This is a genomic window from Janthinobacterium sp. Mn2066 (genome assembly GCF_049319705.1).
Classification (GTDB): domain Bacteria; phylum Pseudomonadota; class Gammaproteobacteria; order Burkholderiales; family Burkholderiaceae_D; genus Janthinobacterium.
In genome coordinates this window covers 393,074-414,034 of sequence record NZ_JBMOUF010000001.1, presented here as the reverse complement: position 1 = coordinate 414,034, position 20,961 = coordinate 393,074, and the positions used below count along the sequence as shown (strand labels likewise).

Here is a 20,961-nt window from a genome sequence, read left to right as displayed (position 1 = left end):
GTGTCATGCCGGGGCGCCGCTCCTGAGCAGCGCCTCGATGCCGTCCGGCGCCATGGCGCGGCCCAGGAAGTAACCGAACGCTTCATCGCAGCCCATGGCGGCCAGCAGTTCGAGCTGTTCGCTATTTTCCACGCCGCTGGCGATGGTGCGCAGTTTCAGCGTATGCGCCATCGCCACGATGGCGCGCACCATCGCCCCCGCCTCGGCATGGCCCTGGCCTTCCGCCCGCCCCAGATCGTCGACGAAGCATTTTTCGATCTTCACGGCGTCGGCGGGGAAGCGCTTCAGGTAATTGAGCGAGGTGTCGCCAGTGCCGAAATCGCTGATGGAAATGCGCATGCCCAGCTGGCGGAACTGGCGCAGGATCAGCTCGCAATTCTGGTTGCGGTCGATCAGGATGGCGGCCGCGATTTCCAGTTCGATGCAATGGCCGGGCACACCGGCCGCCTCCAGCGCAGCAGCGAAGTGGCGCGCGATGTCGCGCTGGTAGAACTGGCGCGCCGACAGGCTGACGGACACGATCAAAGGCTGGCCCTGCGCGATCCAGCTGCGCGCCTGCTCCACGGCCGTGGCCAGCACCCAGGCGCCGACGGGCAGGATCAGCGCGCTTTCCTCCAGCACCGGTAAAAAGTCGAGCGGCATCATCAGCCCCAGTTCCGGGTGCTTCCAGCGCAGCAGCGCCTTGACGCCCGTGATCGCGCGCGTGTCGAGATTCATCCTGGGCTGGTAATACAGCACGAACTCATTGCGTTCGAGCGCATGGCGCAGCGCCGTCTCGATGATGGTGCGCGAATACGACTGCGTCTGCATGCACGAGGAATAGCGCAAACAGGTGCCGGGCGCGCGCCGCTTGGCCGCATACATGGCCAGGTCGGCCTTTTCGATGAGCGCATTGACATCGTCGTCGTCATCCGGATACAGGGCCACGCCCACGCTGGCGGCCACCGTCAGGCTGTATTCACCGATGACGAAGGGCGCGGCGACGGCGTTGATGATTTTTTCGGCTACCCGCTCGGCGTCCTGCGCCGCATGCAGCTCGGTCAGCAGGATGATGAATTCGTCGCCGCCCTGGCGCGCCACCGTATCGACCTTGCGCACGCATTGCTGCACCCGGCGCGCAAACTCCGTCAGCACCTGGTCGCCCACGTCGTGGCCCAGGCTGTCATTGATAGCCTTGAAGCGGTCGATATCGACAAACAGCACGGCCAGCAAGCCCTGGTGGCGGCGCGCATAGGCGATGCCGTGCTCGAAGCGGATCTGGAAGTGCAGCCGGTTCGGCAGCCCCGTCAGGACATCATGGTGGGCGATGAATTCCAGCTGCGCCTCGGCGCGGCGGCGCGCCGACACGTCATGCAGCAGCAGCACCGCGCCGCCGTGCGCCAGCGGCGCGCAGCTGTATTGCACGTCGATCCGCTTGCCGTCGAGATGGCGCAGCAGCACGGCGCCGCGCGCCACTTCCAGCACCTCCTGCTGGAGCAGGCAGTCGCGCACCTGGCGCGCCGTATCGACAGCGACACCGTCATGTAGCAAGGGCAGCAACTGGCTCACGGAAGCACCCAGGCCATCGCCGGGCGAGCGGCCACTGAGCGCAGCGGCACGCGCATTGAGGTAGTGCACCACGCCGTCCTGGTCGGTGCCGATCACGGCCGCCGGCAGCGCATGCAGCAGCGCCAAAGTGTGCGCCTGCGCCGCATGCAGCACCTGGCCAGCCGCATGGCGCGCGCGCCACACGCGCAGCGCATGCCATTGCCAGGCCAGCAGTACACTGAGCAGGATGGCAAGGGCAAAACATGAGGCCAGCAGCAGCGCCGTCATGCATCACCTTGCAGGCGGAAGATCGGGAACATGGTTTTCCTTTGCTACACGCACCTGCGCCAGGCGCAGAAACATGCGGAAAGGAAATGATAAAAGAATTGGGCGGGCCTACCGGACAGAATAGGCCACACTTGACTGGTGTCAATCCATCAAGAGCCTGGTGCAGCCATTGCCATCTCTGCACGCAACAAAGGGTAGAGCCGGCGGTAGCGCGCCAGCCGCTCCTGCAGCACGCCGGGCGCTTGCGGCGCCACGGTTTCCTGCACCGGCGGACGCGTGCACACCTGCGATGGCGGCAAGCCCGTCACGGCCATCTGCGCCAGGCGGGCCGCGCCCATGGTGCCGCCGGCCACGCCGTGGTCGTGGCGCAGCACTTCCAGCCCGGAGGCGTTGGCGCACAGCTGCGCCCAGAAGCGGCTGCGCGAACCGCCGCCCACGAAGGAAGCTTGCCGCAAATGGGTGCCGGCGCTGCGCAAGGCTTCATTGCCATCGGCCATGGCAAACGCCACGCCTTCCATCACGCTGTACGCCAGCTCGGCGCGGCCATGCCCGGTCGACAGGCCGAAGAATACGCCACGTGCATTCGCATCGTTGTGCGGCGTGCGCTCGCCGCTCAAATACGGTAAAAAGATCGGCGCCGTACGCGCTTCGACGTTTTCGGCCAGGCTGGCCAGTTCGCCCACATCGTTTGATTGCGTCAGCTTCGCCACCCAGCTGAGGCTGGACGCGGCGCTGAGGATCACGCTCATCTGGTGCCAGCGCTCAGGCAGACAATGGCAAAACGCGTGCACGCCCTGGCCCGGATTCGGCGCAAAGCCGTCGCTGCCCGCAAACAGCACGCCCGAGGTGCCCAGCGACAGCAAGCCGGCGCCCGGCTCCACCACGCCCAGGCCCACGGCCGCCGCCGCATTGTCGCCCGCGCCGCCGGCCAGCACCACCGGGTGCGAGATACCCCATTGCTGGCACAAGGATGGACGTATGCGGGCGGCCGCATGGCTGCCTTCCACCAGGCGCGGCATGTGCTCGCGGCCCAGGCCAGTCGCGGCCAGCATGCGCTCGGACCAGTCGCGCCTGGCCACGTCCAGCCACAGGGTGCCGGACGCGTCGGACATGTCGGACACATAATCACCGGTCAGGCGCAGTGCCACATAATCCTTGGGCAGCAAGACTTTACGGATGGCGCGAAACAGTTCCGGCTCATGCTTTTTCAGCCACAGCAGCTTGGGCGCCGTGAAGCCGGGCATGGCCTGGTTGCCCGTGATGGCGCGCGATTCGGGCACCAGCGCTTCGAGTTCCACGCATTCGGCAAACGCGCGCGTGTCATTCCACAGGATGGCCGGACGCAGCACCCGGTCCTGGCCATCGAGCACGGTGGCGCCATGCATCTGGCCCGACAGCGCAATGCCGCGCAAGCCCGAAAACGCCACCGGCTGGGCGCTGCGGATGGCGGCGATCACGTCCAGGGTGGATTGCCACCAGTGTTCCGGGTCTTGCTCCGACCAGCCCGGATGGGGGCTGGACACGCGCAGGCTCACGCCGCTGCTGGCCAAGATGGTTTGTGCGTCATCCGTCAGGATGGCCTTGATTTCGGAAGTGCCGATATCGATACCGAGATAAGTCACGATGATTCCACAAAAAGTAAATGGGCAGGCGCCCGTGCATTACATTCATCAATCTGCGCAATGGTAATCGGGGCGGCAGGAAAAAAAGCGGTATTTCCAGATACTTTTCCCCATTTTGACGATACGCATCCGCCAGCCTATGCGACGCCGTCAGCCGTGCCGGCGAAAATCGCGGCGATAGATATTGGTATCCTTGCCATCCGGCGGCAGGCGCGAGAACCGCTCATAGCGCAGCCCCAGTTTATTGAGCAGATTGATCGAGGCCTGGTTGTGCGGCGCCGTAATGCCGTACACGGTGGCGATGCCCAGCGCATGTTCGGCGTGGCCCATCACGGCGGCAGCCGCCTCGCCGGCATAACCCTGGCCCCAGTAAGGCGGCCGCAGCGCGTAGCCGATATCGGGACCGGGCAGGCTGGCCCGGCGCACCAGGCCGCCCATGCCGATGGTGGCGCCGTCGCTGCGGCGCTCTATCATGTAGAGCGAATAGCCATGCTCGCGGAACTGGGCGATGGCCCCCGTTTCCAGCGCCGCGCGCGCCGCTTCCACCGTGTACAGCTTGCGGTCGCCGATATTGGCCACCCACGACGGGTCGTTGACCAGTTCCAGGTAAAACGCCGCATCATCGACGGTCACGCTGCGCAGGCGCAGACGGGGCGTTTCCAGGACGATAACAAAGCTCATGCCGGCCACTGCATCGGGTCGCTCAGCAACTGGTACATCACATACGCGTCGACATAGCCGAGGTTGGCGTGGCGGTAGGCCAGCGGCAAGGTGCCGATGACGGAAAAGCCCAGCTTTTTCCACAAGGTGACGGCGCCCAGGTTGGTGCTGACGACAAAGTTGAACTGCATCGCCAGGAAACCGGCGCGGCGCGCCTCCTCCATGCAATGCACGCCCAGCATGCGCCCCACGCCCACGCCCTGCGCGGCCGGATCGACCATGAAGGAAGCATTGGCCACATGGTCGCCCAGGCCAACCTGATTGGCGACCAGTTTATACATGCCCAGCAGGCGCTCATCGCCCATGGTGGCCACGAAGCTGCGCACGCCGGGGCCGAACCAGTAGGCATGGCATTGTTCGCGCGTGGTCTCGGCCGTGAACGGATAGGTTTCACCGGTGGCGACCAGCACGCGGAAAATCTGCCACATGTCCTCGAAGTCCGATTCCACGGCAGGACGAATATCAATTTCTTTCAAGGCAGCTCCAGCAAAGATCAACAAGTGATGACGATTGTCGGGGATTTGTCCAGGGGCGTCCAGTGCCGCACGGACGCCCGCCGGGGAGAATCAGCGCCCCAGGCGGAAGTTCACGCTCTCGGGCCGCCCCGGCAGCGACAGACGGGCATGGGCAGGCGGCGCCTCGCTGACCACCTTGCCGCGCCGCAGCACCAGCTTGCGCGCAGCCCGCAGGCGCAGCGCTTCGACGGTGGAGCCGCAATCGAGGATCACCAGGTCTGCGTGGCAGCCGGGCGCAATGCCGTAACCATCCAGGCCCAGGATACGGGCTGGTGTTTCCGTCACGGCCAGGAAGCAGTCGTGCATGGCTTGCTGGCCCGTCATCTGCGCCACGTGCAAGCCCATGTGCGCCACTTCCAGCATGTCGGCCGAGCCCAGGCTGTACCACGGGTCCATCACGCAGTCGTGGCCAAACGCGACGGGAATGCCGGCCGCCAGCATCTCGGGCACGCGCGTCATGCCGCGCCGTTTCGGATAACTGTCGTGGCGGCCCTGCAGGGTGATGTTGATCAGCGGGTTGGCGATCGCCGCCACACCCGCCTCGCGGATCAGCGGCAGCAGCTTGCTGACATAATAATTGTCCATCGAATGCATCGACGTCAGGTGCGAGCCCGTCACCCGGCCCTGCATGCCCAGACGCTGGCTATGGTAGGCCAGGGTTTCGATATGTCGCGACAGCGGATCGTCCGATTCATCGCAATGCATGTCCACCATCAAGCCGCGCTCGCAGGCGAATTCGCACAGCAGGCGCACCGATTCGGCGCCGTCGGCCATGCTGCGCTCGAAATGGGGGATGCCGCCGACCACGTCGACGCCCATGGCAATCGCCCGCTGCAGATTATCGAAGGCGCCGGGGCTGCGCAGGATGCCATCCTGCGGGAAGGCCACCAGCTGCAGGTCGAGATACGGCGCGACCTGGCGCTTCACATCGAGCAGCGCTTCGACGGCCAGCAAACGCGGATCGCAAATGTCCACATGCGAGCGGATCGCCAGCAGTCCGCGCGCCACGGCCCAGTCGCAATACTGCAAGGCCCGCGCCACCAGCGCATCCTGCGTCAGTTGCGGCTTCAATTCTCCCCACAGCGCGATGCCTTCCAGCAAGGTGCCGGAGGCGTTCACCCGCGGCAAGCCATAACTGAGCGTGGCGTCCATATGGAAGTGGGCGTCGACGAAGGGCGGCGTGACGAGGTCGCCCGCCGCATCGATTTCATGCGCGCCCTTCACCGGCAAGGCAGGACCGACGGCGGCGATGCGGCCCCCCTCGATGGCGATGTCGGCATGCTGGCGCCCATCGGGCAGGCTGGCGTTGCGGATGACCAAATCCATGATGACTCCTGATAGCTGGCGATGCGCTGGGGCTTACTTTTTCTTCCAGTAGGCGAATTCGGTTTCGTAGCAGACCGTCTCGATTTCAGCGATCTTGTCCTGCATGGCCGACTGGGCGTCGAGAATGGCCTGGTTGTAGACGGACGGACCGATTTCGCGCACGCAGAAATCGAGCAGCAGCCTGGCCTTCAATTCGCCCACGTCTTCATCGAGATTCTCGGCGCAGTAACGCTGGATCGAGACCAGCAAACGTTGTTCTACTTCCTGCTGCAATTTAATCGCCATCTTTTATCTTCTTTATCATTTTATCGCCGATGCTGCATCGCATCAAACTACCGGCTATCATAGCCATAGCCACAGAATTCGTACTGACGTATTGCGTTCGCGCAAACTTGCCTTACTTTCCAACAAGCTGGAAAATTGCCGGATACGCAGGACAACAGCACGATTAGAAATAACTTTCAACCAACTCGAATCACCGTTAGAATATTCATATTGCGTTGCATCATAAACAGCGTCCAATCAAATCGAAGTACGCCAGACACTTTACAAAACGCGGCCGGCTCTGGTTTTCGGGATGTGCAGAGCGTTTTGCCAGCATTTTAATCCGTACAAAGGAGTAAATATGTTTTCGCTTCCAGAACAATTTTCACTAGCCGCGAAATCGCAACTGGAAAACCAGCTGCAGATCTTCAGCACCCTGACCAGCAAAGTCTTCGAGAGCGCTGAAAAAATCATCGCCCTGAACATCAATACCGGCAAGGCGGCCATTTCCCACACGGCGGAAACCGCGCAGCACCTGCTGGAAACGCAGGACCCGCGCGAATTCTTCAGCTATAGCACCAGCCAGGCGCAGCCGCAGATCGAAAGCGTGCTGGCCTATAGCCGCCAATTGTTCGGCATCGCGTCCAGCACCCAGGCCGACTTGCTGGCCTCGGCCAAGGCCAGGCTCGACCAGGCAGCTGCGGCTCCTGCACCGGCACCGGCGCCAGCCCCGGTGGCGGCCAGGCCGGCTCCTGCGCCAGTGCCGGCAGCCGCGCCAGCGGCGGCGCCGGAAGTCAAGCCAGCACCGGCAGCCAGGCCAGCGCCCGTGGAAGCGGCCAAGCCTGCCGCCAAGATCGTGCCCGCGCCTGCGGCTGCCCCCGCGCCGGCATCCAAACCCGCCGTTGCCAAACCCGCCATCAAGCCGGTAGTCAAAGCCGCCGCGCCAGCAGCCAAACCGGCTGCCGCACCAGCCCCGGCACCCGCCAAGGCAGCCGCGCCAGCGCCAGCAGCCGTCAAGCCGGCCGTCAAGCCCGTCGCCAAGGCCAGCGCAACACCCGCCGCCAAAGCGGCCGCCAAGCCTGCCGTCAAGGCTGCGTCACCGAAGCAGCTCGATATGCTGAGCGGCAAGGGCAGCCCACGCAAATAAGTCCCGCGCAGCAGGTTGGGAGCAGCAAAATAACGGGCTACGGCCCGTTTTTTGCGTGACGCTTATCGTCCTGCCCTCAGCGGGTTTGCCAGCCTTGTTGTATCCTACGCGTACTTTCCGTGCGCGTGCCCCTCCTTCCGCCCCGCGACACCCCATCATCAAATTAAAAGGTAATACATGAGTTTATCGAGGCTTATCGCCGGCTTCGTGCGCCAGCATTGGCCGTCGTACGCCGCCGCCGCCGTCATGCTGACGGGCGTGGCCGCACTGACCGTCTGGGTGCCGCGCCGCGTCGGCGCCATCATCGACGCGCTGGCCGGCCACCGCCTGGCCCCCAGCGACCTGTGGCTGGAGCTGGTAACCCTGCTCGCCGCCGGCGTCTGCATTTACTTCCTGCGCGTCGGCTGGCGCATCACCCTGTTCAAGGCTGCCTACCAGCTGGGCGTGATGCTGCGCACGCGTTTTTATACGCGCATGTCGCAGCAGGGCGCCGCCTTTTACCAGGGCCAGCGCACGGGCGACCTGATGGCGCTGGCCACCAATGATATCGACGCCATCGAGATGGCGGCTGGCGAAGCGATGCTGGCCGGCTTCGACGGCACATTGACCTTGCTGATGGTGCTGGGCATCATGCTGCTGGGCGTGGACTGGCGCCTGGCCTGCATCGCCCTGCTGCCGTTTCCCCTGATGGGACTGGCCTTCTGGCGCATTTCCAGCCATATCCACACGGCCTCCACCGATTCGCTGAAACGCTTCGCTGCCTTGAACGACCATGTACAGGAATCGCTGTCGGGCGTGCGCACCCTGCGCGCGCTGGGCCTGGAACAGCGCAGCAGCAAGCAGTTTTCCACACTGGCCGGCCACGCCGCCCACGCCAGCCTGACGGCGCAGCGCTGGGAAGCCGCGTACGAGCCGGCCGTCGGCCTGACCCTGACGGCCGCCACCGCGCTGACCCTGGGCCTGGGCGGCTACCTGGTGTGGCAAAACCAGCTGACCATCGGTTCGCTGACCAGCTTTTCCATGTACCTGGGCCAGCTGATCTGGCCCATGTTCGCCGCCGGCTGGGTGCTGTCGCTGATCGAGCGCGGCCGCGCCGCCTGGCAGCGCTTGCACCCGATGCTGGACGCGCCGCTGGCCATCGACGATCACGGCACCATCGCCAGCCTGACGCCCGGTCCCCTGCAGCTGGCCGATATCGGCTTTTCGTACGCTGGCCAGACACAGCCCGCGCTGTCGCACATCTCCTTGCAGCTGCAGCCTGGCCAGACCCTGGGCCTGGTCGGCCCGACCGGCAGCGGCAAGTCCACCCTGCTGCGCGTGCTGCTGCGCCAGGTCACGCCGCAAACGGGCGCCGCCACCTGGAATGGCCAGCCACTGGACGCCTACACCCTGCACGCGCTGCGCGCGGCGATCAGCTGGGTGCCGCAGGAGTCGTTCCTGTTCTCGGCCACCATCGCCGACAACATCGCGCTGGCCCGTCCCGAGGCGACGCAGCAGGAAATCGAACGGGCGGCGCAGCTGGCCGACATCCATGGCGATATTTTGCAATTCCCCGATGGCTACCTGACCCATGTGGGCGAAAAAGGCATCACCCTGTCCGGCGGCCAGCGCCAGCGCGTGGCCATCGCGCGCGCCCTGCTGGCCGATAACGGCTTGCTGCTGCTGGACGATGCCTTGTCGGCGGTCGATACGGGCACCGAAACGCGCATCCTGCAGCACCTGGAAGAACTGCGTTTGCGCCGTCCCGAGCGCAGCGCCATCATCGCCAGCCACCGCCTGAGCGCCGTCGTCAATGCCGACCTGATCCTGGTGCTGCGCGATGGCCACATCACTGAAACCGGCAGCCACGACAGCCTCCTGCAGCAGGATGGCTGGTATGCCAGCCAGTGGCGCTACCAACAACTGGAGGCCAGCCTCGATGCCATCTGAAAAGTCAGCACCCAACAGCGCCGCACCAACAACCATGCAAGCCGATACTGAAAAACAGCCGGTGCACCGCCAGGCCCTGCAGGCGATCGGCCTGCTGCGCCGCGCCGCCGCACCCGACCTGGGCCACCTGAAATGGGCCACCTTCTGGCTGATCATCGCCGCCGGCCTGGAAGTCACGGGCCCGATTCTTGGCAAGGCGCTGATCGACCAGCACCTGCTGCCGCGCCACCTGGACTGGACCCGCATGTCGCTGCTGCTGGCCGGCTGCCTGCTGACGGGCTGGGCCGCCAGCGGCCTGCGCTACCTGCAGCTGGTGCGCCTGTCCGGCCTGGCCATGCGTTCCGTGCAGCGGCTGCGCGAAACGGTGTACCAGCACGTGCTGCGCCTGCCGATGGCCTTCTTTGACCGCGCCATCACGGGCCAGCTGGTCAGCCGCGTCACCAACGATACGGAAGCGGTGAAATCGCTGTACGTGCAGGTGCTGTTCGTCATCCTCGACAGTTCCATCGTCCTGATCGGCACCATGGCCGCCATGGCCTGGATGGACTGGCGCCTGATGCTGATCGTGCTGGCCCTGCTGCCGGCCGTGCTGGTGATCGTCTTCCTGTACCAGCGCTGGAGCGCACCAGCCGTGACGCGCACGCGCGCGCTGCGCAGCGAAATCAATGGCCAGATCGCCGAATCGATCGGCGGCATGAGCGTGCTGCAGGCGAACAATGCGGAACGCCGCTTCGGCGCCCGTTTTACGGGCATCAACCAGGACCATTACACGGCGCGCCTGCAGGAATTGCGCGCCAACGCCTGGCTGCTGCGCCCCGCGCTCGACATGCTCAATATCGTGCTGCTGGCGGTGGTGATCTTCAGTTTCGGCCGGCGCGACATCGGCGCGGTGGAAGTGGGCGTGCTGTACGCCTTCATCAGCTACATCGCGCGCGTGATCGAGCCGCTGATCCAGATCACCATGCAATTTAGCCAGCTGCAGCAATCGGTGGTCGCCACCGCCCGCGTCTCGGCCCTGCTCGACGAAGCGCAGGCGCTGGAACATGCGCAGGGCAAGCCGGCGCCGGCCGCGCGCCATGGCGCCAACGACGGCAAGTCGCCGGCGGTCGCCATTTCGCACCTGACGTTTGCGTATATCGACAACCAGCCGGTGCTGCACGACCTGTCGCTGGAGATACCGCAAGGCGCGTTCTTCGGCATCGTCGGCCACACGGGCAGCGGCAAGTCGACCCTGCTCTCCTTGCTGCTGCGCTTTTATCCTGTCACGCAGGGCAGCATCGCCGTCAACGGGATTGCCCTCGACAGTATCGCCAACGAGCATTTCCGCGCCGACGTGGGCCTGGTGCCGCAAGACCCCTTCCTGCTGGCCGCCTCGGCGCGCGAAAACATCGACATGGGGCGCGGCTACACGCAGGCGCAGATCGAAGCGGCCGCGCGCGCCGCGCATGCGCACGACTTCATCGCGGCGCTGGAGCACGGCTACGACACGCCGCTGGGCGAAGGCGGCTCACGCCTGTCGTCGGGACAAAAACAGCTGATCGCGATTGCCCGCGCACTGGCCGGCCAGCCGCGCATCCTGCTGCTGGATGAAGCGACCTCGCGCATCGATAGCCAGACCGAGCAGATCGTGCAGACGGCGCTCGATGAATTGCGCGGCAAGGTCACCATCATCGCCATCGCCCACCGCTTGTCGACCATCCGCGACGCCGACCGCATCATCGTGCTGAACCATGGCCGCATCACGGAAGCGGGACCGCATGAAGAATTGATGCAGATCGACGGCGGCCTGTACCAGCGCTTGTACCTGTTACAACAGCTGGCCCAGTAAAACTGTCCCTGTCAACACCCCCAGTGTGTATTTTTGCAAAAAACTGCACACGGTATGATATTTCTTGATTGCAACGGAATATAATCTTTGCAGACTAGGGTGCTCAATGGGACGGTACGTTGGCTGGTAAATACAAGATGGCGTTGCAACAGGGAGGGCCGTGGCTGCTGGCCTTGGCCTGTCTGTGGCCAGTGCATGCCGGCGCCCAGGAAGACCTGGAACAGCGCCTGCTGGACGTGCGCGAAGATGGACGCTTCGTGCCGGACCGCGCCCTGCAGCATCTGCAGGAGATGGAAGTGCAGGCGCGCAGCGCGCCGTTGCCCGTGCGCGCCGAATTCCTCACTCAACTCAGCAATGCCCGCATGCGCCTGGGGCAAAACGACATCGCCATGCAACTGGCCGAGGAATTGATCGCCTACGCCAAAACCAACCATGACGACGTGGCGCTGGCCAAGGGCTTGCTCAACAAGGCCTATATCAAGTTCGCCATGAACGAGCGCCATGTTTCGCACCAATTGGCCTTCGAAGCGGAAAAAATCGCCAACCAGACCAGCAACCTGTCCGTGCGCGTGCAGGCGATGATCGGTGCGGGCCAGTCCTGGGCCGAGGAAGGCAATTTCCCGCTGGCCCTGGCCAAGCTGCAGGCTGCCGTCGACCTGGCGCGCCAGAGCGACTCGCCGTGGGACCTGGCCGCATCGCTCAATGCGCTGGCGGTGCTGTACCGGCAAATGCGCGAATACGACAAGGGTTTCCAGGCGCTCGATGAATTGCTGGTCCTCACCGGCAGGCTGGGATCGCCGGGACGCATGGCGCAGGCAAAAAATACCGAATATGGCCTGGCGCTGGACGCGAAGCAGCCGGTGCGGGGCCAGCGCGCGCTGCTCGATGCGCTGGCGCTGGAACGCAAGCTCGACGCCAAGGGCATGCTGGCGCCCACCCTGGTCAACCTGTCGGACAGCTATTTGAAACAGGGCGATTACCAGCAGGCCCAGCGCTACGGCAACGAAGCCATCAAGGCGGCACAACTGGTCAACAATGGCCTGATCGAGGCGGCGGCGCACGTCAACATCGGCCAGGCGCAAATCGGCCTGGGACGCCTGGCCGAGGGCAAGCGCAGCGTGGAAGCGGGGCTGGCGTACTATGAACGCACGGCCAACCAGCCCGACATGCAGGAAATCCTGCTGGAATACGGCCAGACCCTCGAGAGGGCTGGCGACATGCGCGGCGCCGTGGCAGCCTATCACCGCGAGCGCAGCATCTCGAACCAGCTGTTTGAAAAGCAGCGGCAAAAAGCCGTGTATGAACTACAAGAAAAATACGAAGCGGAAAAGAAACAGCGGAAAATCGAGTTACTGAGCCGCGAAAACCAGGTGAAAAGCGCAGAAATCGACAACCGCCGCCTGCAGCAGCGCATCTGGTGGCTGCTGGCGCTGGTGCTGGCGATGGCGTCCGTCATCGTCGGCATGCTGTACCGCAAGGTGCGCCATGCGAACGTGCAGCTGAACGTCAAGAACCAGGAACTCAAGCGCCAAAGCTCGCGCGATCCGCTGACGGCCCTGTACAACCGCCGCCACTTCCAGGAATTCATGCGCCAGCACGGCAGCCATGCGGGCAAGCTGGCGCCGCGCCAGGCCATGACCGATACGGACGCCGAAATCGTGGGCGCCCTGTTCCTGCTCGACGTCGACCATTTCAAGCAGATCAACGATCACTATGGCCATGCGGCGGGCGACCTGGTGCTGACCACCATCGCCGAAACGCTGCATGACGTGCTGCGCGAAACGGACATGATCGTGCGCTGGGGCGGCGAAGAGTTCCTGGCCTTCTTGCCGGCCGTGACGCGCGGCGGACTCGATGACATCGCGCTGCGCATCCTCAACGGCGTAGCCGCGCAAACCGTGCACTATCAGGGGCAGGCGATCAGCGTGCACGTCTCGGTGGGCTTTGCGCCATATCCGCTGGCGCCGCTGGGGCAAGCCCTGTCGTGGGAGCGCAGCGTCAACCTGGTCGACATGGCGCTGTACCTGGCCAAGGCGCATGGCCGCAACCGCGCCTATGGCTTGCGCCATTTCCAGCGCATGGAAGGCACCACCATGGAAGTGGTCGAACAAGACCTGGAACGCGCATGGCGCGACGGTTATGTCGACTTGAACGTGGTGCTGGGCGGGCAGGATGAAACGCAGGCAGTCAAGACAGTGGCGGCAGCGACCGCAGCGCTGGATGGCAATACCGCGCCAGATACCGCGGCGGCAACATAAAAAGGCCGGACTGGCCGGCCTTGATCACATTGCCTGCTGGCGTGCTTACTTGTGGGCGGCGTCCTGGATTTTTTCGCCCGCTTTTTCCACTTTCTGGCCGACGGCGTCGGCTGCCTCGTTCATTTTCTTGTTCGCATCGGCAGTGACCTGATCGATCTTGGCGCCCGTCTCCGAGGCGGCCTGGCTCACGGCGGCGTCCGCCTTGGCGGCGGCATCCTTGATATCGCTGTTGGCCTGGGCGGCGGCGGCATCGATTTTCTGGCCAGCCTGTTCAGCCGGGCCCGGAGCGGACACGTCTTCCTTTTTCTGGCAGGCCGCCAGCGCCACCACCATCATGCCGGCAGCGCAGAGTGCCATCAGGTTTTTGCTTGCTTTCATGATATTCCCTTTCAGTGTTATCAAAACGAACAGATCAGTCTTCAATATACACTGGGAAATTCTTTTCAAGCGTACGCTAACGCACATAAGCACACGGTTTGCGGCAGCTTTTAATGGGTGGCTGCCGCCGGCGGCGCATCGAACAGCGAATGCTCGAGCAATTGGGACAGCGCCGTGCGCAGCGCCCGGATGCGCGTCGCCAGTTCCGGCCGCTTGTAGCGCTCCGCCGCGATCAGATTGCTTTCCAGGCAGACCCGGTCCGACTTCGCCAGGCAGGCGTCGGCCGCATCGAGCTTGCGGCTGGCCTGCGCCACCTTGATTTTCGCATCGAGCTCCAGGGTATCGGCATCGTCGCCATGGCGCTTGGCATAGGCGGCCAGGCGCGAAGCCGCCACCTCCAGGTTGCCCGCGTCGAGCGCCTGATTGACGGCCGCCAGCGCCGTGCTCCCCTCCTGTTCGCGCCGCTGTTTCTTGTCGCAGGCAGCGCTGGCACTGTTGATACTGGACTGCAACTGCTTGATCTGCGCGGCTGGCGCCTTGGCATTTTTCAGCCTAGCCAGTGCGCTGCGCGCCCCGTCCAGGTCGCACTGCGCCGCCAGCGCCGTGGCCGCCTCTACCTGCTGGGCCACGCTGGCCGGCTGGTCGGATGGCTTGTTATAGAGCCAGATGCCCAGCAGCGCCAGCGCCGCCATGATCCAGGTACGCAGCCGGATGGGCGGACGCGGCGGCGGCACGGAACGGGCGGCCTTGACGGGTTTCGCCGCTGCCGGGGGCGGCTTGGCTGCTTGTGGAGCAGGAATGGACGGCGGCACCGGCTTCGGCGCCGGGTCGGGTGTCGGCGCCGGGACCGGGACCGGGACCGGGACCGGGGCCACCGTCACAGGCGGCGGTTTCATACTCTGTACCGGCGCAGGCTCGGCCCTGGTTTCGGCCAAGGCGGCTTGCCGCGTGCCGCAAAACGGGCAATACGCCACGCGCAGCGGCAATGCCTGGCCACAAGCGGCCTGGATACAACGTTCATTTACTTGTTCAAACACATTCCAACCCTGGTGACTACCTGTATGCCCATGCCATCATGGCATGCGCGCTGTCTGCCCCCGCTGGTGCAGACAGCGCGTATCTTAACGCTCTGCCTTCACCAACCCTAGTGCCCGTTCCTTTTCCAATATTACCTCACGATCACGGTTCAGCAGTTTTGCGCGCGCCAGCCACTTGGCGGCCGCCCCGAGATCATTCGACGCGGCGCTTTTTTCCGCCAGCTTGATGTAGTGATCGACAATCTTGCTTGCCAGCCCCTTGACCTCTTCGCCACGGTATTGGCCGTCCGGGTCGATCTGCCGAATCTGGTCGAGCGATGCCTTGGCCGAACTCTCTGGCGGGTCCGTGTATTGCGCTTTTTCCACATACAGCGCAGCCCGGCGCAACTGGTCATCGATCTCGGCGCGGTCGTTCTCATTGAGCCTGACCGCCTTGGTATCGGCCGCCCGCGCTTCCTTGGCCTGCACCGGGACAGCCACACTTTCTTCCTTTGCGACCGATGGACGCGTCGCAAAAAAGATGCCAGCGCCAGCCACGGCGACCGCGACCAGCACCAGTCCCATTTGTGAACTGAGCCATTTCTTGGTGTCGGTGGAACGCGATGCGCCGTTGGCCTTGCAAAAACTAGCCACATACTCTTCCGCAACACGCGGATCGAGGCCCACCTTCTTGCCTGACGCCGGCGTCACCACTTTATTGAGCGCAAGGCGCTCCTCTTTCTGATCGAGTTTCTTGTCGTTGTCGGTGAACTGATGCAGCAGCCGATCCAGTTCCTCCACCAGCGCGCGCTCGGAGACAGCCGAATATTCATCGAGCTGTTCACGGATAATCAACTCGATCTCGCGGCTCACAATACCGCGGCTAGCGCCTTCTTCCTTGATGCGCCGCTCTTCATCACGGTCCAGATAAAAATCGTCGTCCACGGCAACCGCCACGCGATTTTTCAGCCATTCTTGATCAGCTTGATTCATTTCTTCCTCAGTTAAAAAGATAAAAATTGATCGGCCCAGGCCAGATCGGAATTGCGTACTTTTATCTACGCGGTTACAGGACTTTCCAGCCCCACAGTCCGGCGCGTTCCCTTACCGAATTTCTCCTGCAAAAATCCGTAATAAACCTCTCCGCAATCGTGGGATCCATGCCTTTTTTCGTCCCTGGCCGCACTTTACAGACACTCTGTAAAGCATCGATGCGATTCTTTTTATCGAGTTTCTTTTCCGCATCGGTAAAAACATGGAGCAAAGCGTTTAATTCATCAAGCAAAGCCTGCTCATTGACCGCATGCAAACGCTCCAATGCCATCGATAAAATCGCATGCACCCGCCGTGCATCCAGGCCCAGCATGTTCTGGCCCTGGCGCAGCAACTTGGCAAAGGTCGCGCTATTGCAATATGCGTCGGAAATGCTATCGGCGATATCACGATGAAAATTACTCAAGCTATCGTCGGAAACAGGCTCCGCTACGGGCACAGGAAGCTTTTTCAAGGCACGCTCCGGACGCCGGGTATCAAGGATATAGGGCTTTAAGGGTGGCTCATCCTTCGGCAATACAGGAGGAACCGTGATTTTCAAGGTCATCGTTGTTTGTCTCGCGCCGCAAAAGGGACAAAACTTGACGACCCATGGCAATACCGACAGGCATTCGGATTCCTGGCACTGATATTCAATTTCCCGATTCACAAAAACACCTTGAGGTACGCATGCATGCCAACTTCCAGAAAACAATGGGGTACAAGTCCAATATTGCGAGCAAACACTTTAAATTATCATTCAAATAATAACCCATCTATGCTTGAGCAGTAATTTTTATCTTGAGTCTGGAAAATCCACTGCTTTTAAGTATCTCTTTAATCGATGAATTATCCAGGCAAATTGCAAAGCACCGGTAACACTGCATTTGATATCGATCAAACGCCCCAAGACAACGCATCCTAAGCTGAATCACCGCAGCACACGCGACGGCGCAGACGAGGAGGATGCCATGTCAGCCCACCTGATCATCGAAGACGGCCAGCCCTGGTGGTGGGATAGCGCCGATATCTGGGTCGTGCCCGGCAACGATCCGAATGGTCCGCCCGGCGCGCCGGTGGCCGGCAGCAGCAATTACCTGTGGGGCCGCGTGCATAACACGGGTAATAGCGCGTCCAATGGCGTGCGCGTGGATTTTTACTGGGCCGATCCCTCGGGACTGATTGCCGTCGGCGCCGCCACCGCGATCGGCTCGGCGTTTGCCGACCTGGCGCCCGGCGCCACCCAGGAAGTGCTGTGCCTGGTGCCCTGGTTCCCCGTCATCGTCAACGGCGGCCACGAATGTTTGATCGCCGTGGCCCATGGTCCGGGCGATATCAATCCCTTGCCCGATCCGCTGCCGAACGGCTTTCTGTTCCAACCCCAGCAGCACGAACAGATCGCCCAGCGCAATGTGCAGGTGGTGCTGGCGGCGCGGCGCGCGCAGATGCTGGCCATTTCCGTTGCGGCCCTGGCCCGCCAGGCCAGGAAAGTGGAATTGCAGCTGGAACAAGGCGGTGAATCAAGCGCACGTTTGCTGGCCTCCCTGGGACTGGAAAAATGGCGGCCGGCGAAAGACGTGTTACTGACCGCCGGACTGGCTTTGACGCCACACTGCAATGACGACACTCCGGGAGAACAGAAACTGGTGCTCGACGTACCGCGCGGCCAGGCCGTGGCCGTCTACCTGAGCCTGCGTGCCGACAAGCTGCCGTCCTATCAGTATGCACTGCTGCGCGTGCTGGAAAGACAGGATGGCAAGGTGATGGGCGGCAATACTTACCTGATCGTCGGCAGCGAAGACGGTCGTGAGGAGCAAACATCATGAGCGACACGCCCATGCAAGTCTTGACGCGGCCGTTCGCAATCGAGCCCGTCACCAATATCATGCTGCCCGATGGCGTGTTCGACAACGCCATCTACGGCTTGCGCATCGCCGCCCACGTGACGAACCGGTCGGGCAACGCACTGAACAACGTTACCGTCTACCTGGAAAGCGTGGGCGACCCCGGCATCGTCCCCGTGGCGCGCACCTTCTTCTTTGCCAGCGTGCCGGCCGGCGCCGCCATGCTGGTCATGTGGAACGCCGACTTCCAGCACGCCGCACCGGGCAAGCGCCTGGTCAGCTTTGTCGCCAAGGCCGATGGCTACACGCCACGCCGCTCGATCCAGCAAATCTTCGTCTCGCAGACGCGGTTTGACAGCGCCACCAATACCTACACTTGCACGGTCGAGGAAGGCACCCTGGAACTGTCCAAGCCGCAAGGCCACCTGCCCGGCAAGCGCTGGGGCAGCACGGGCGCTGGCGGCGACGGCAAAGATTGCCGCTGTCCGCCGCAATGGGGGCCGATCGTACCCACCGGCATGACGCTGGTCTGGACACCGAATCCCGCCTACGCGGGCACGCACGGGGAATTGCCGTTTTCCGATCCCTGGTGGAAAATCCTGGCCATCATCATCGCCCTGATCGCCGCCCTGGTGGCCATCATCGCCGCGGCCCTGGGTTCCGGCAAGGCCAGTTTCAGCGTGGGCGGCACGTTCGAAGAAACCGATCCCAGCGTGCATTGCTGCACGCCCAAGGGCGCCGCCTCGGGCAAGCCCGAATTCACGGTAGCGGGCGTGGCGTCGGCGATCGCCTCGGGCGCCATCGTGGCAGCCTGTTCCGACCTGGCCGACCCATTCTGGCGCGGCCAGGAAGCCACGCCGCCCGCCGCCGGTGAACTGACCCTGGGCGAACGGGTGGTGGCGCAATGGGTGTTGCCCGAGGCGCCGAATGCGGGCCAGCCGTACACGGCCGACATCCGCTGGCAATACGACCGTTTCACGACCGGCGCCAGCTACCACCATACCGTGAGCGAAACGCAGGTCAACGTGCATGTGGCCGGCCCGGTGGAAACGGATACGCCCGACGTGGTGCAGGCGTTCGAACCGTTGTGGGTACGGGCCAGCTTCCGGCGCGACAATGGCGATTTATTCCGTGGCAACGAGCTGTATGCCTTCGTGCTGTTCCAGGCGCCGCAAGGCCTGTATTTCGTGGAAACACTCTCCGATGACGGGCTGGGCTACGATCCCGGCGCCAATGACGGCGTGTATGCGGCCAGCCTGAATCTGAAACTGGCGTATCGGCAGTTGCTGCAATACGGGCAAGACGTATATGGCAGCTGGCGCGTGTTCGTGTTCGCGCAAGACGTCAACCTGACCAAGCCGGGCACGCCGCCGGAAATCGCCGCCCAGCATATCGGCGGCATGTTCATCGCCAGCGCCATCGAGATCACTTTCGATGACAGCCTGCCCTGCCCGCTCAAGGCGCAGGCAAGTATTGTGGTGGTGTAAGCGGGAAAGGAGGAAAAACTAGACTTTAACGCTGTCGACTTTCGGCATCACCGTGCGCGGCACGATCTCGTTTTCCGGGCAAGAGTCGAGCGCGTCGGAATAACTGAGCCAGCGCTTCAGGCTATCCATGCGGCGGATGGTGATGCCCTTGCCATTGATGTAGCCGATCTGTTCGAAGTGAACCGGGCTGGTGGTCAGCTTGGAAACGGTGGGGGCATTGCCGATCAGGCGGTCATAGGCCTTGCGCGCCTTGTGTTCCCATTTGGCCAGCACCGGGTCGTCGAAGCGGTTGCTTTCAAAGTACACGGTGATGGTGCGGTCGTGATTGGCGAAGCCGACGATGGCTGCGCCCTTGCGTATGGCCAGCAAGATATCTTCCTTGACGCCCGTGACAGGCACGAACACGGCTGCGCGTCCATCCGCATCGGGACGTTCCATGGGGATATCTTGTCCAATTATGCTCATTGCGTCACACTCGCATCACACTCGGTTAGGCTTTGTTATTGATGTCTCAATAGATGCACCAATAATACATTGCTCAAAAGCACTATACAAGACCATCCAGCATCTGCTGACCAATTGGCATCTGCACTTATAATGCGCGTTGACTATTTGCAGACGACAGCCATCCCATGACGCACCCAAGCAACGATACCAGCGGCGACAACAGCAGCGACAGTAGCACCGACACCAGCCGCCTCGACGCCATCAGCGCCGCCGCTACCGAAGTGGCGGCACACAACGTGGCCGACACCCTGGCGATGGCCATTTGCCACCGGCCCGATGAGCCGGCGCTGATTGTCTGCGACAAGCGCAGCTGGCTCAATGTGGTGCTGACCGAGGCGTATCGCCTGGCCTTGCCCCACGCCACCTTCATCGATTTCGACGAAGTCACGCCGGACGCCGTGCTGGCCGCGTTTGCCGCCCTGCCGGCCGGCAGCCTGGTGGTCTTGATCCAGTCGACCAGCTTCCGCCTGGAGGCCTTCCGCATCCGCATCGAACTGTTCAAGCGGGGCCTGAAGGTGATCGAACACGTGCACCTGTCGCGCATGCCCGGCGTGCAAGGCTTGCACTACATCGCCTCGCTGGCGTATGACCCGGCCTATTACCGGGGCGTGGGCCATGCCTTGAAAGCACGCATCGACCGCGCCCGCCACGGCATGGTCGACAGCGGCGGCGAGCAACTGATCTTCGCCTCGCCGTTTGAAAGCGCCAAGCTCAATATCGGCGACTATAGCGGCATGAACAATATCGGCGGCCAGTTCCCGCTGGGCGAAGTGTTTACGGAGGCGCAAGACCTGGAAGCGGTCAATGGCCGCGTGCGCATCTTTGTGTTCGGCGATACCAAATTCATGGTCAACCGCCCGGACACGCCGATCACCCTGATCATCGAAAAAGGCCGGGTCACGGGCACCGAACACGCCACCGCGGAATTCCTGGAAATGCTGGACATCATCCGCGCCCACGAAGGCGAAGTATGGGTGCGCGAACTGGGCTTCGGCATGAACCGCGCATTCTCGCGCGAGCAGATGGTCAACGATATCGGCACTTATGAACGCATGTGCGGCATCCATCTGTCGCTGGGCGCCAAGCACGGCGTGTACGCCAAGCCCCAGTTCAAGCGCAAGGATGCGCGCTACCACGTCGACATCTTCGCCGTCACCGAAGCCGTCTACCTCGACGACGAGCGGGTCTATCAGGACGGCAGCTGGCAGGTGTAACTCCCTGTTACCACGCATACCGCCTGTCACTCTCCCGCTTGCCGCCCGGCCAACGATGT

The 20,961-nt window shown here is 63.0% G+C and carries 18 protein-coding genes; 7 read left to right on the top strand and 11 right to left on the bottom strand.

Translation table 11 applies throughout. The annotated features are described in order from the left end of the window. Window positions 1–3: 3 nt before the first annotated feature. The 6 genes from ACL9RI_RS01735 to ACL9RI_RS01710 form a co-directional block, all read right to left on the bottom strand. On the bottom strand, window positions 4–1,815 hold the full coding sequence (locus tag ACL9RI_RS01735; protein ID WP_422724876.1) for a putative bifunctional diguanylate cyclase/phosphodiesterase: 1,812 nt from the start codon (window positions 1,813–1,815) through the stop codon (window positions 4–6). Between the two features lie 149 nt (window positions 1,816–1,964). Further along, a complete protein-coding gene (gene xylB, locus ACL9RI_RS01730; RefSeq protein ID WP_422724875.1) occupies window positions 1,965–3,437 on the bottom strand; it encodes a xylulokinase in 1,473 nt (490 codons plus the stop codon). A gap of 150 nt (window positions 3,438–3,587) precedes the next feature. Continuing rightward, window positions 3,588–4,118 (bottom strand): GNAT family N-acetyltransferase, encoded by a 531-nt coding sequence (locus ACL9RI_RS01725; protein ID WP_422724874.1) that lies wholly within the window; start codon window positions 4,116–4,118, stop codon window positions 3,588–3,590. Continuing rightward, window positions 4,115–4,633, bottom strand: coding sequence for a GNAT family N-acetyltransferase (locus ACL9RI_RS01720; protein WP_422724873.1), 519 nt, complete (start codon window positions 4,631–4,633; stop codon window positions 4,115–4,117). Before ACL9RI_RS01720 ends, ACL9RI_RS01725 begins: the two co-directional genes overlap by 4 nt. Window positions 4,634–4,723: 90 nt before the next feature. After that, window positions 4,724–5,998, bottom strand: a complete 1,275-nt coding sequence (locus ACL9RI_RS01715) for an amidohydrolase family protein (RefSeq protein WP_422724872.1) — start codon at window positions 5,996–5,998, stop codon at window positions 4,724–4,726. A gap of 33 nt (window positions 5,999–6,031) precedes the next feature. Further along, window positions 6,032–6,283 carry a DUF2164 domain-containing protein gene (locus ACL9RI_RS01710; protein WP_422724871.1) on the bottom strand — a complete coding sequence of 84 codons (252 nt, stop codon included), beginning with the start codon at window positions 6,281–6,283 and terminating at the stop codon, window positions 6,032–6,034. Between the two features lie 340 nt (window positions 6,284–6,623). Between ACL9RI_RS01710 and ACL9RI_RS01705 the strand changes: the two genes are divergently transcribed. The 4 genes from ACL9RI_RS01705 to ACL9RI_RS01690 all read left to right on the top strand — a co-directional run bounded on the left by ACL9RI_RS01705 (window position 6,624) and on the right by ACL9RI_RS01690 (window position 13,424). Continuing rightward, window positions 6,624–7,409: a phasin family protein gene (locus ACL9RI_RS01705; RefSeq protein WP_422724870.1), complete on the top strand. Its 786-nt coding sequence runs from the start codon at window positions 6,624–6,626 to the stop codon at window positions 7,407–7,409. 177 nt (window positions 7,410–7,586) lie between these two features. Beyond that, a complete protein-coding gene (locus ACL9RI_RS01700; protein WP_422724869.1) occupies window positions 7,587–9,338 on the top strand; it encodes an ABC transporter transmembrane domain-containing protein in 1,752 nt (583 codons plus the stop codon). A 34-nt stretch (window positions 9,339–9,372) separates the two neighbouring features. Next, window positions 9,373–11,166: an ABC transporter ATP-binding protein gene (locus ACL9RI_RS01695; protein WP_422724868.1), complete on the top strand. Its 1,794-nt coding sequence runs from the start codon at window positions 9,373–9,375 to the stop codon at window positions 11,164–11,166. A 137-nt stretch (window positions 11,167–11,303) separates the two neighbouring features. Continuing rightward, on the top strand, window positions 11,304–13,424 hold the full coding sequence (locus ACL9RI_RS01690) for a tetratricopeptide repeat-containing diguanylate cyclase (RefSeq protein WP_422724867.1): 2,121 nt from the start codon (window positions 11,304–11,306) through the stop codon (window positions 13,422–13,424). Window positions 13,425–13,469: 45 nt separating this feature from the next. Here ACL9RI_RS01690 and ACL9RI_RS01685 read toward each other — a convergent pair whose 3' ends face one another. The 4 genes from ACL9RI_RS01685 to ACL9RI_RS01670 form a co-directional block, all read right to left on the bottom strand. After that, the gene (locus tag ACL9RI_RS01685; RefSeq protein ID WP_422724866.1) at window positions 13,470–13,802 is read right to left on the bottom strand and encodes a hypothetical protein; all 333 of its coding nucleotides are present in this window, start codon (window positions 13,800–13,802) and stop codon (window positions 13,470–13,472) included. A 110-nt stretch (window positions 13,803–13,912) separates the two neighbouring features. Continuing rightward, window positions 13,913–14,839, bottom strand: coding sequence for a hypothetical protein (locus ACL9RI_RS01680; RefSeq protein WP_422724865.1), 927 nt, complete (start codon window positions 14,837–14,839; stop codon window positions 13,913–13,915). Window positions 14,840–14,923: 84 nt separating this feature from the next. Beyond that, entirely contained in the window at window positions 14,924–15,811 is an 888-nt protein-coding gene (locus ACL9RI_RS01675) for a hypothetical protein (RefSeq protein ID WP_422724864.1), read from the bottom strand. 73 nt (window positions 15,812–15,884) lie between these two features. Continuing rightward, window positions 15,885–16,418, bottom strand: a complete 534-nt coding sequence (locus tag ACL9RI_RS01670) for a hypothetical protein (protein ID WP_422724863.1) — start codon at window positions 16,416–16,418, stop codon at window positions 15,885–15,887. 403 nt (window positions 16,419–16,821) lie between these two features. Here ACL9RI_RS01670 and ACL9RI_RS01665 point away from each other — a divergent pair, with 403 nt between their 5' ends. Next, window positions 16,822–17,676: a hypothetical protein gene (locus tag ACL9RI_RS01665; protein WP_422724862.1), complete on the top strand. Its 855-nt coding sequence runs from the start codon at window positions 16,822–16,824 to the stop codon at window positions 17,674–17,676. Beyond that, window positions 17,673–19,181, top strand: coding sequence for a hypothetical protein (locus ACL9RI_RS01660; protein ID WP_422724861.1), 1,509 nt, complete (start codon window positions 17,673–17,675; stop codon window positions 19,179–19,181). Before ACL9RI_RS01665 ends, ACL9RI_RS01660 begins: the two co-directional genes overlap by 4 nt. Window positions 19,182–19,199: 18 nt before the next feature. Here the strand turns inward: ACL9RI_RS01660 and ACL9RI_RS01655 are convergent, their stop codons facing one another. Then, complete coding sequence (locus tag ACL9RI_RS01655; protein ID WP_422724860.1) at window positions 19,200–19,619, bottom strand: hypothetical protein; 420 nt, start codon at window positions 19,617–19,619, stop codon at window positions 19,200–19,202. 194 nt (window positions 19,620–19,813) lie between these two features. Here ACL9RI_RS01655 and ACL9RI_RS01650 point away from each other — a divergent pair, with 194 nt between their 5' ends. Next, window positions 19,814–20,902, top strand: coding sequence for a hypothetical protein (locus tag ACL9RI_RS01650; protein WP_422724859.1), 1,089 nt, complete (start codon window positions 19,814–19,816; stop codon window positions 20,900–20,902). The last annotated feature ends 59 nt before the right edge of the window (window positions 20,903–20,961 follow it).

Bases quoted from the DNA above. Each gene is read 5' to 3' on its own strand.
- ACL9RI_RS01725 (WP_422724874.1), bottom strand. From the start codon at position 4,118: ATGAGCTTTGTTATCGTCCTGGAAACGCCCCGTCTGCGCCTGCGCAGC.
- ACL9RI_RS01665 (WP_422724862.1), top strand. From the start codon at position 16,822: ATGTCAGCCCACCTGATCATCGAAGACGGCCAGCCCTGGTGGTGGGAT.
- ACL9RI_RS01710 (WP_422724871.1), bottom strand. From the start codon at position 6,283: ATGGCGATTAAATTGCAGCAGGAAGTAGAACAACGTTTGCTGGTCTCG.
- ACL9RI_RS01670 (WP_422724863.1), bottom strand. From the start codon at position 16,418: ATGACCTTGAAAATCACGGTTCCTCCTGTATTGCCGAAGGATGAGCCA.
- ACL9RI_RS01735 (WP_422724876.1), bottom strand. From the start codon at position 1,815: ATGACGGCGCTGCTGCTGGCCTCATGTTTTGCCCTTGCCATCCTGCTC.
- ACL9RI_RS01705 (WP_422724870.1), top strand. From the start codon at position 6,624: ATGTTTTCGCTTCCAGAACAATTTTCACTAGCCGCGAAATCGCAACTG.
- ACL9RI_RS01695 (WP_422724868.1), top strand. From the start codon at position 9,373: ATGCAAGCCGATACTGAAAAACAGCCGGTGCACCGCCAGGCCCTGCAG.
- ACL9RI_RS01685 (WP_422724866.1), bottom strand. From the start codon at position 13,802: ATGAAAGCAAGCAAAAACCTGATGGCACTCTGCGCTGCCGGCATGATG.
- ACL9RI_RS01655 (WP_422724860.1), bottom strand. From the start codon at position 19,619: ATGGAACGTCCCGATGCGGATGGACGCGCAGCCGTGTTCGTGCCTGTC.
- ACL9RI_RS01715 (WP_422724872.1), bottom strand. From the start codon at position 5,998: ATGGATTTGGTCATCCGCAACGCCAGCCTGCCCGATGGGCGCCAGCAT.
- ACL9RI_RS01700 (WP_422724869.1), top strand. From the start codon at position 7,587: ATGAGTTTATCGAGGCTTATCGCCGGCTTCGTGCGCCAGCATTGGCCG.
- ACL9RI_RS01650 (WP_422724859.1), top strand. From the start codon at position 19,814: ATGACGCACCCAAGCAACGATACCAGCGGCGACAACAGCAGCGACAGT.
- ACL9RI_RS01690 (WP_422724867.1), top strand. From the start codon at position 11,304: ATGGCGTTGCAACAGGGAGGGCCGTGGCTGCTGGCCTTGGCCTGTCTG.
- ACL9RI_RS01675 (WP_422724864.1), bottom strand. From the start codon at position 15,811: ATGAATCAAGCTGATCAAGAATGGCTGAAAAATCGCGTGGCGGTTGCC.
- ACL9RI_RS01660 (WP_422724861.1), top strand. From the start codon at position 17,673: ATGAGCGACACGCCCATGCAAGTCTTGACGCGGCCGTTCGCAATCGAG.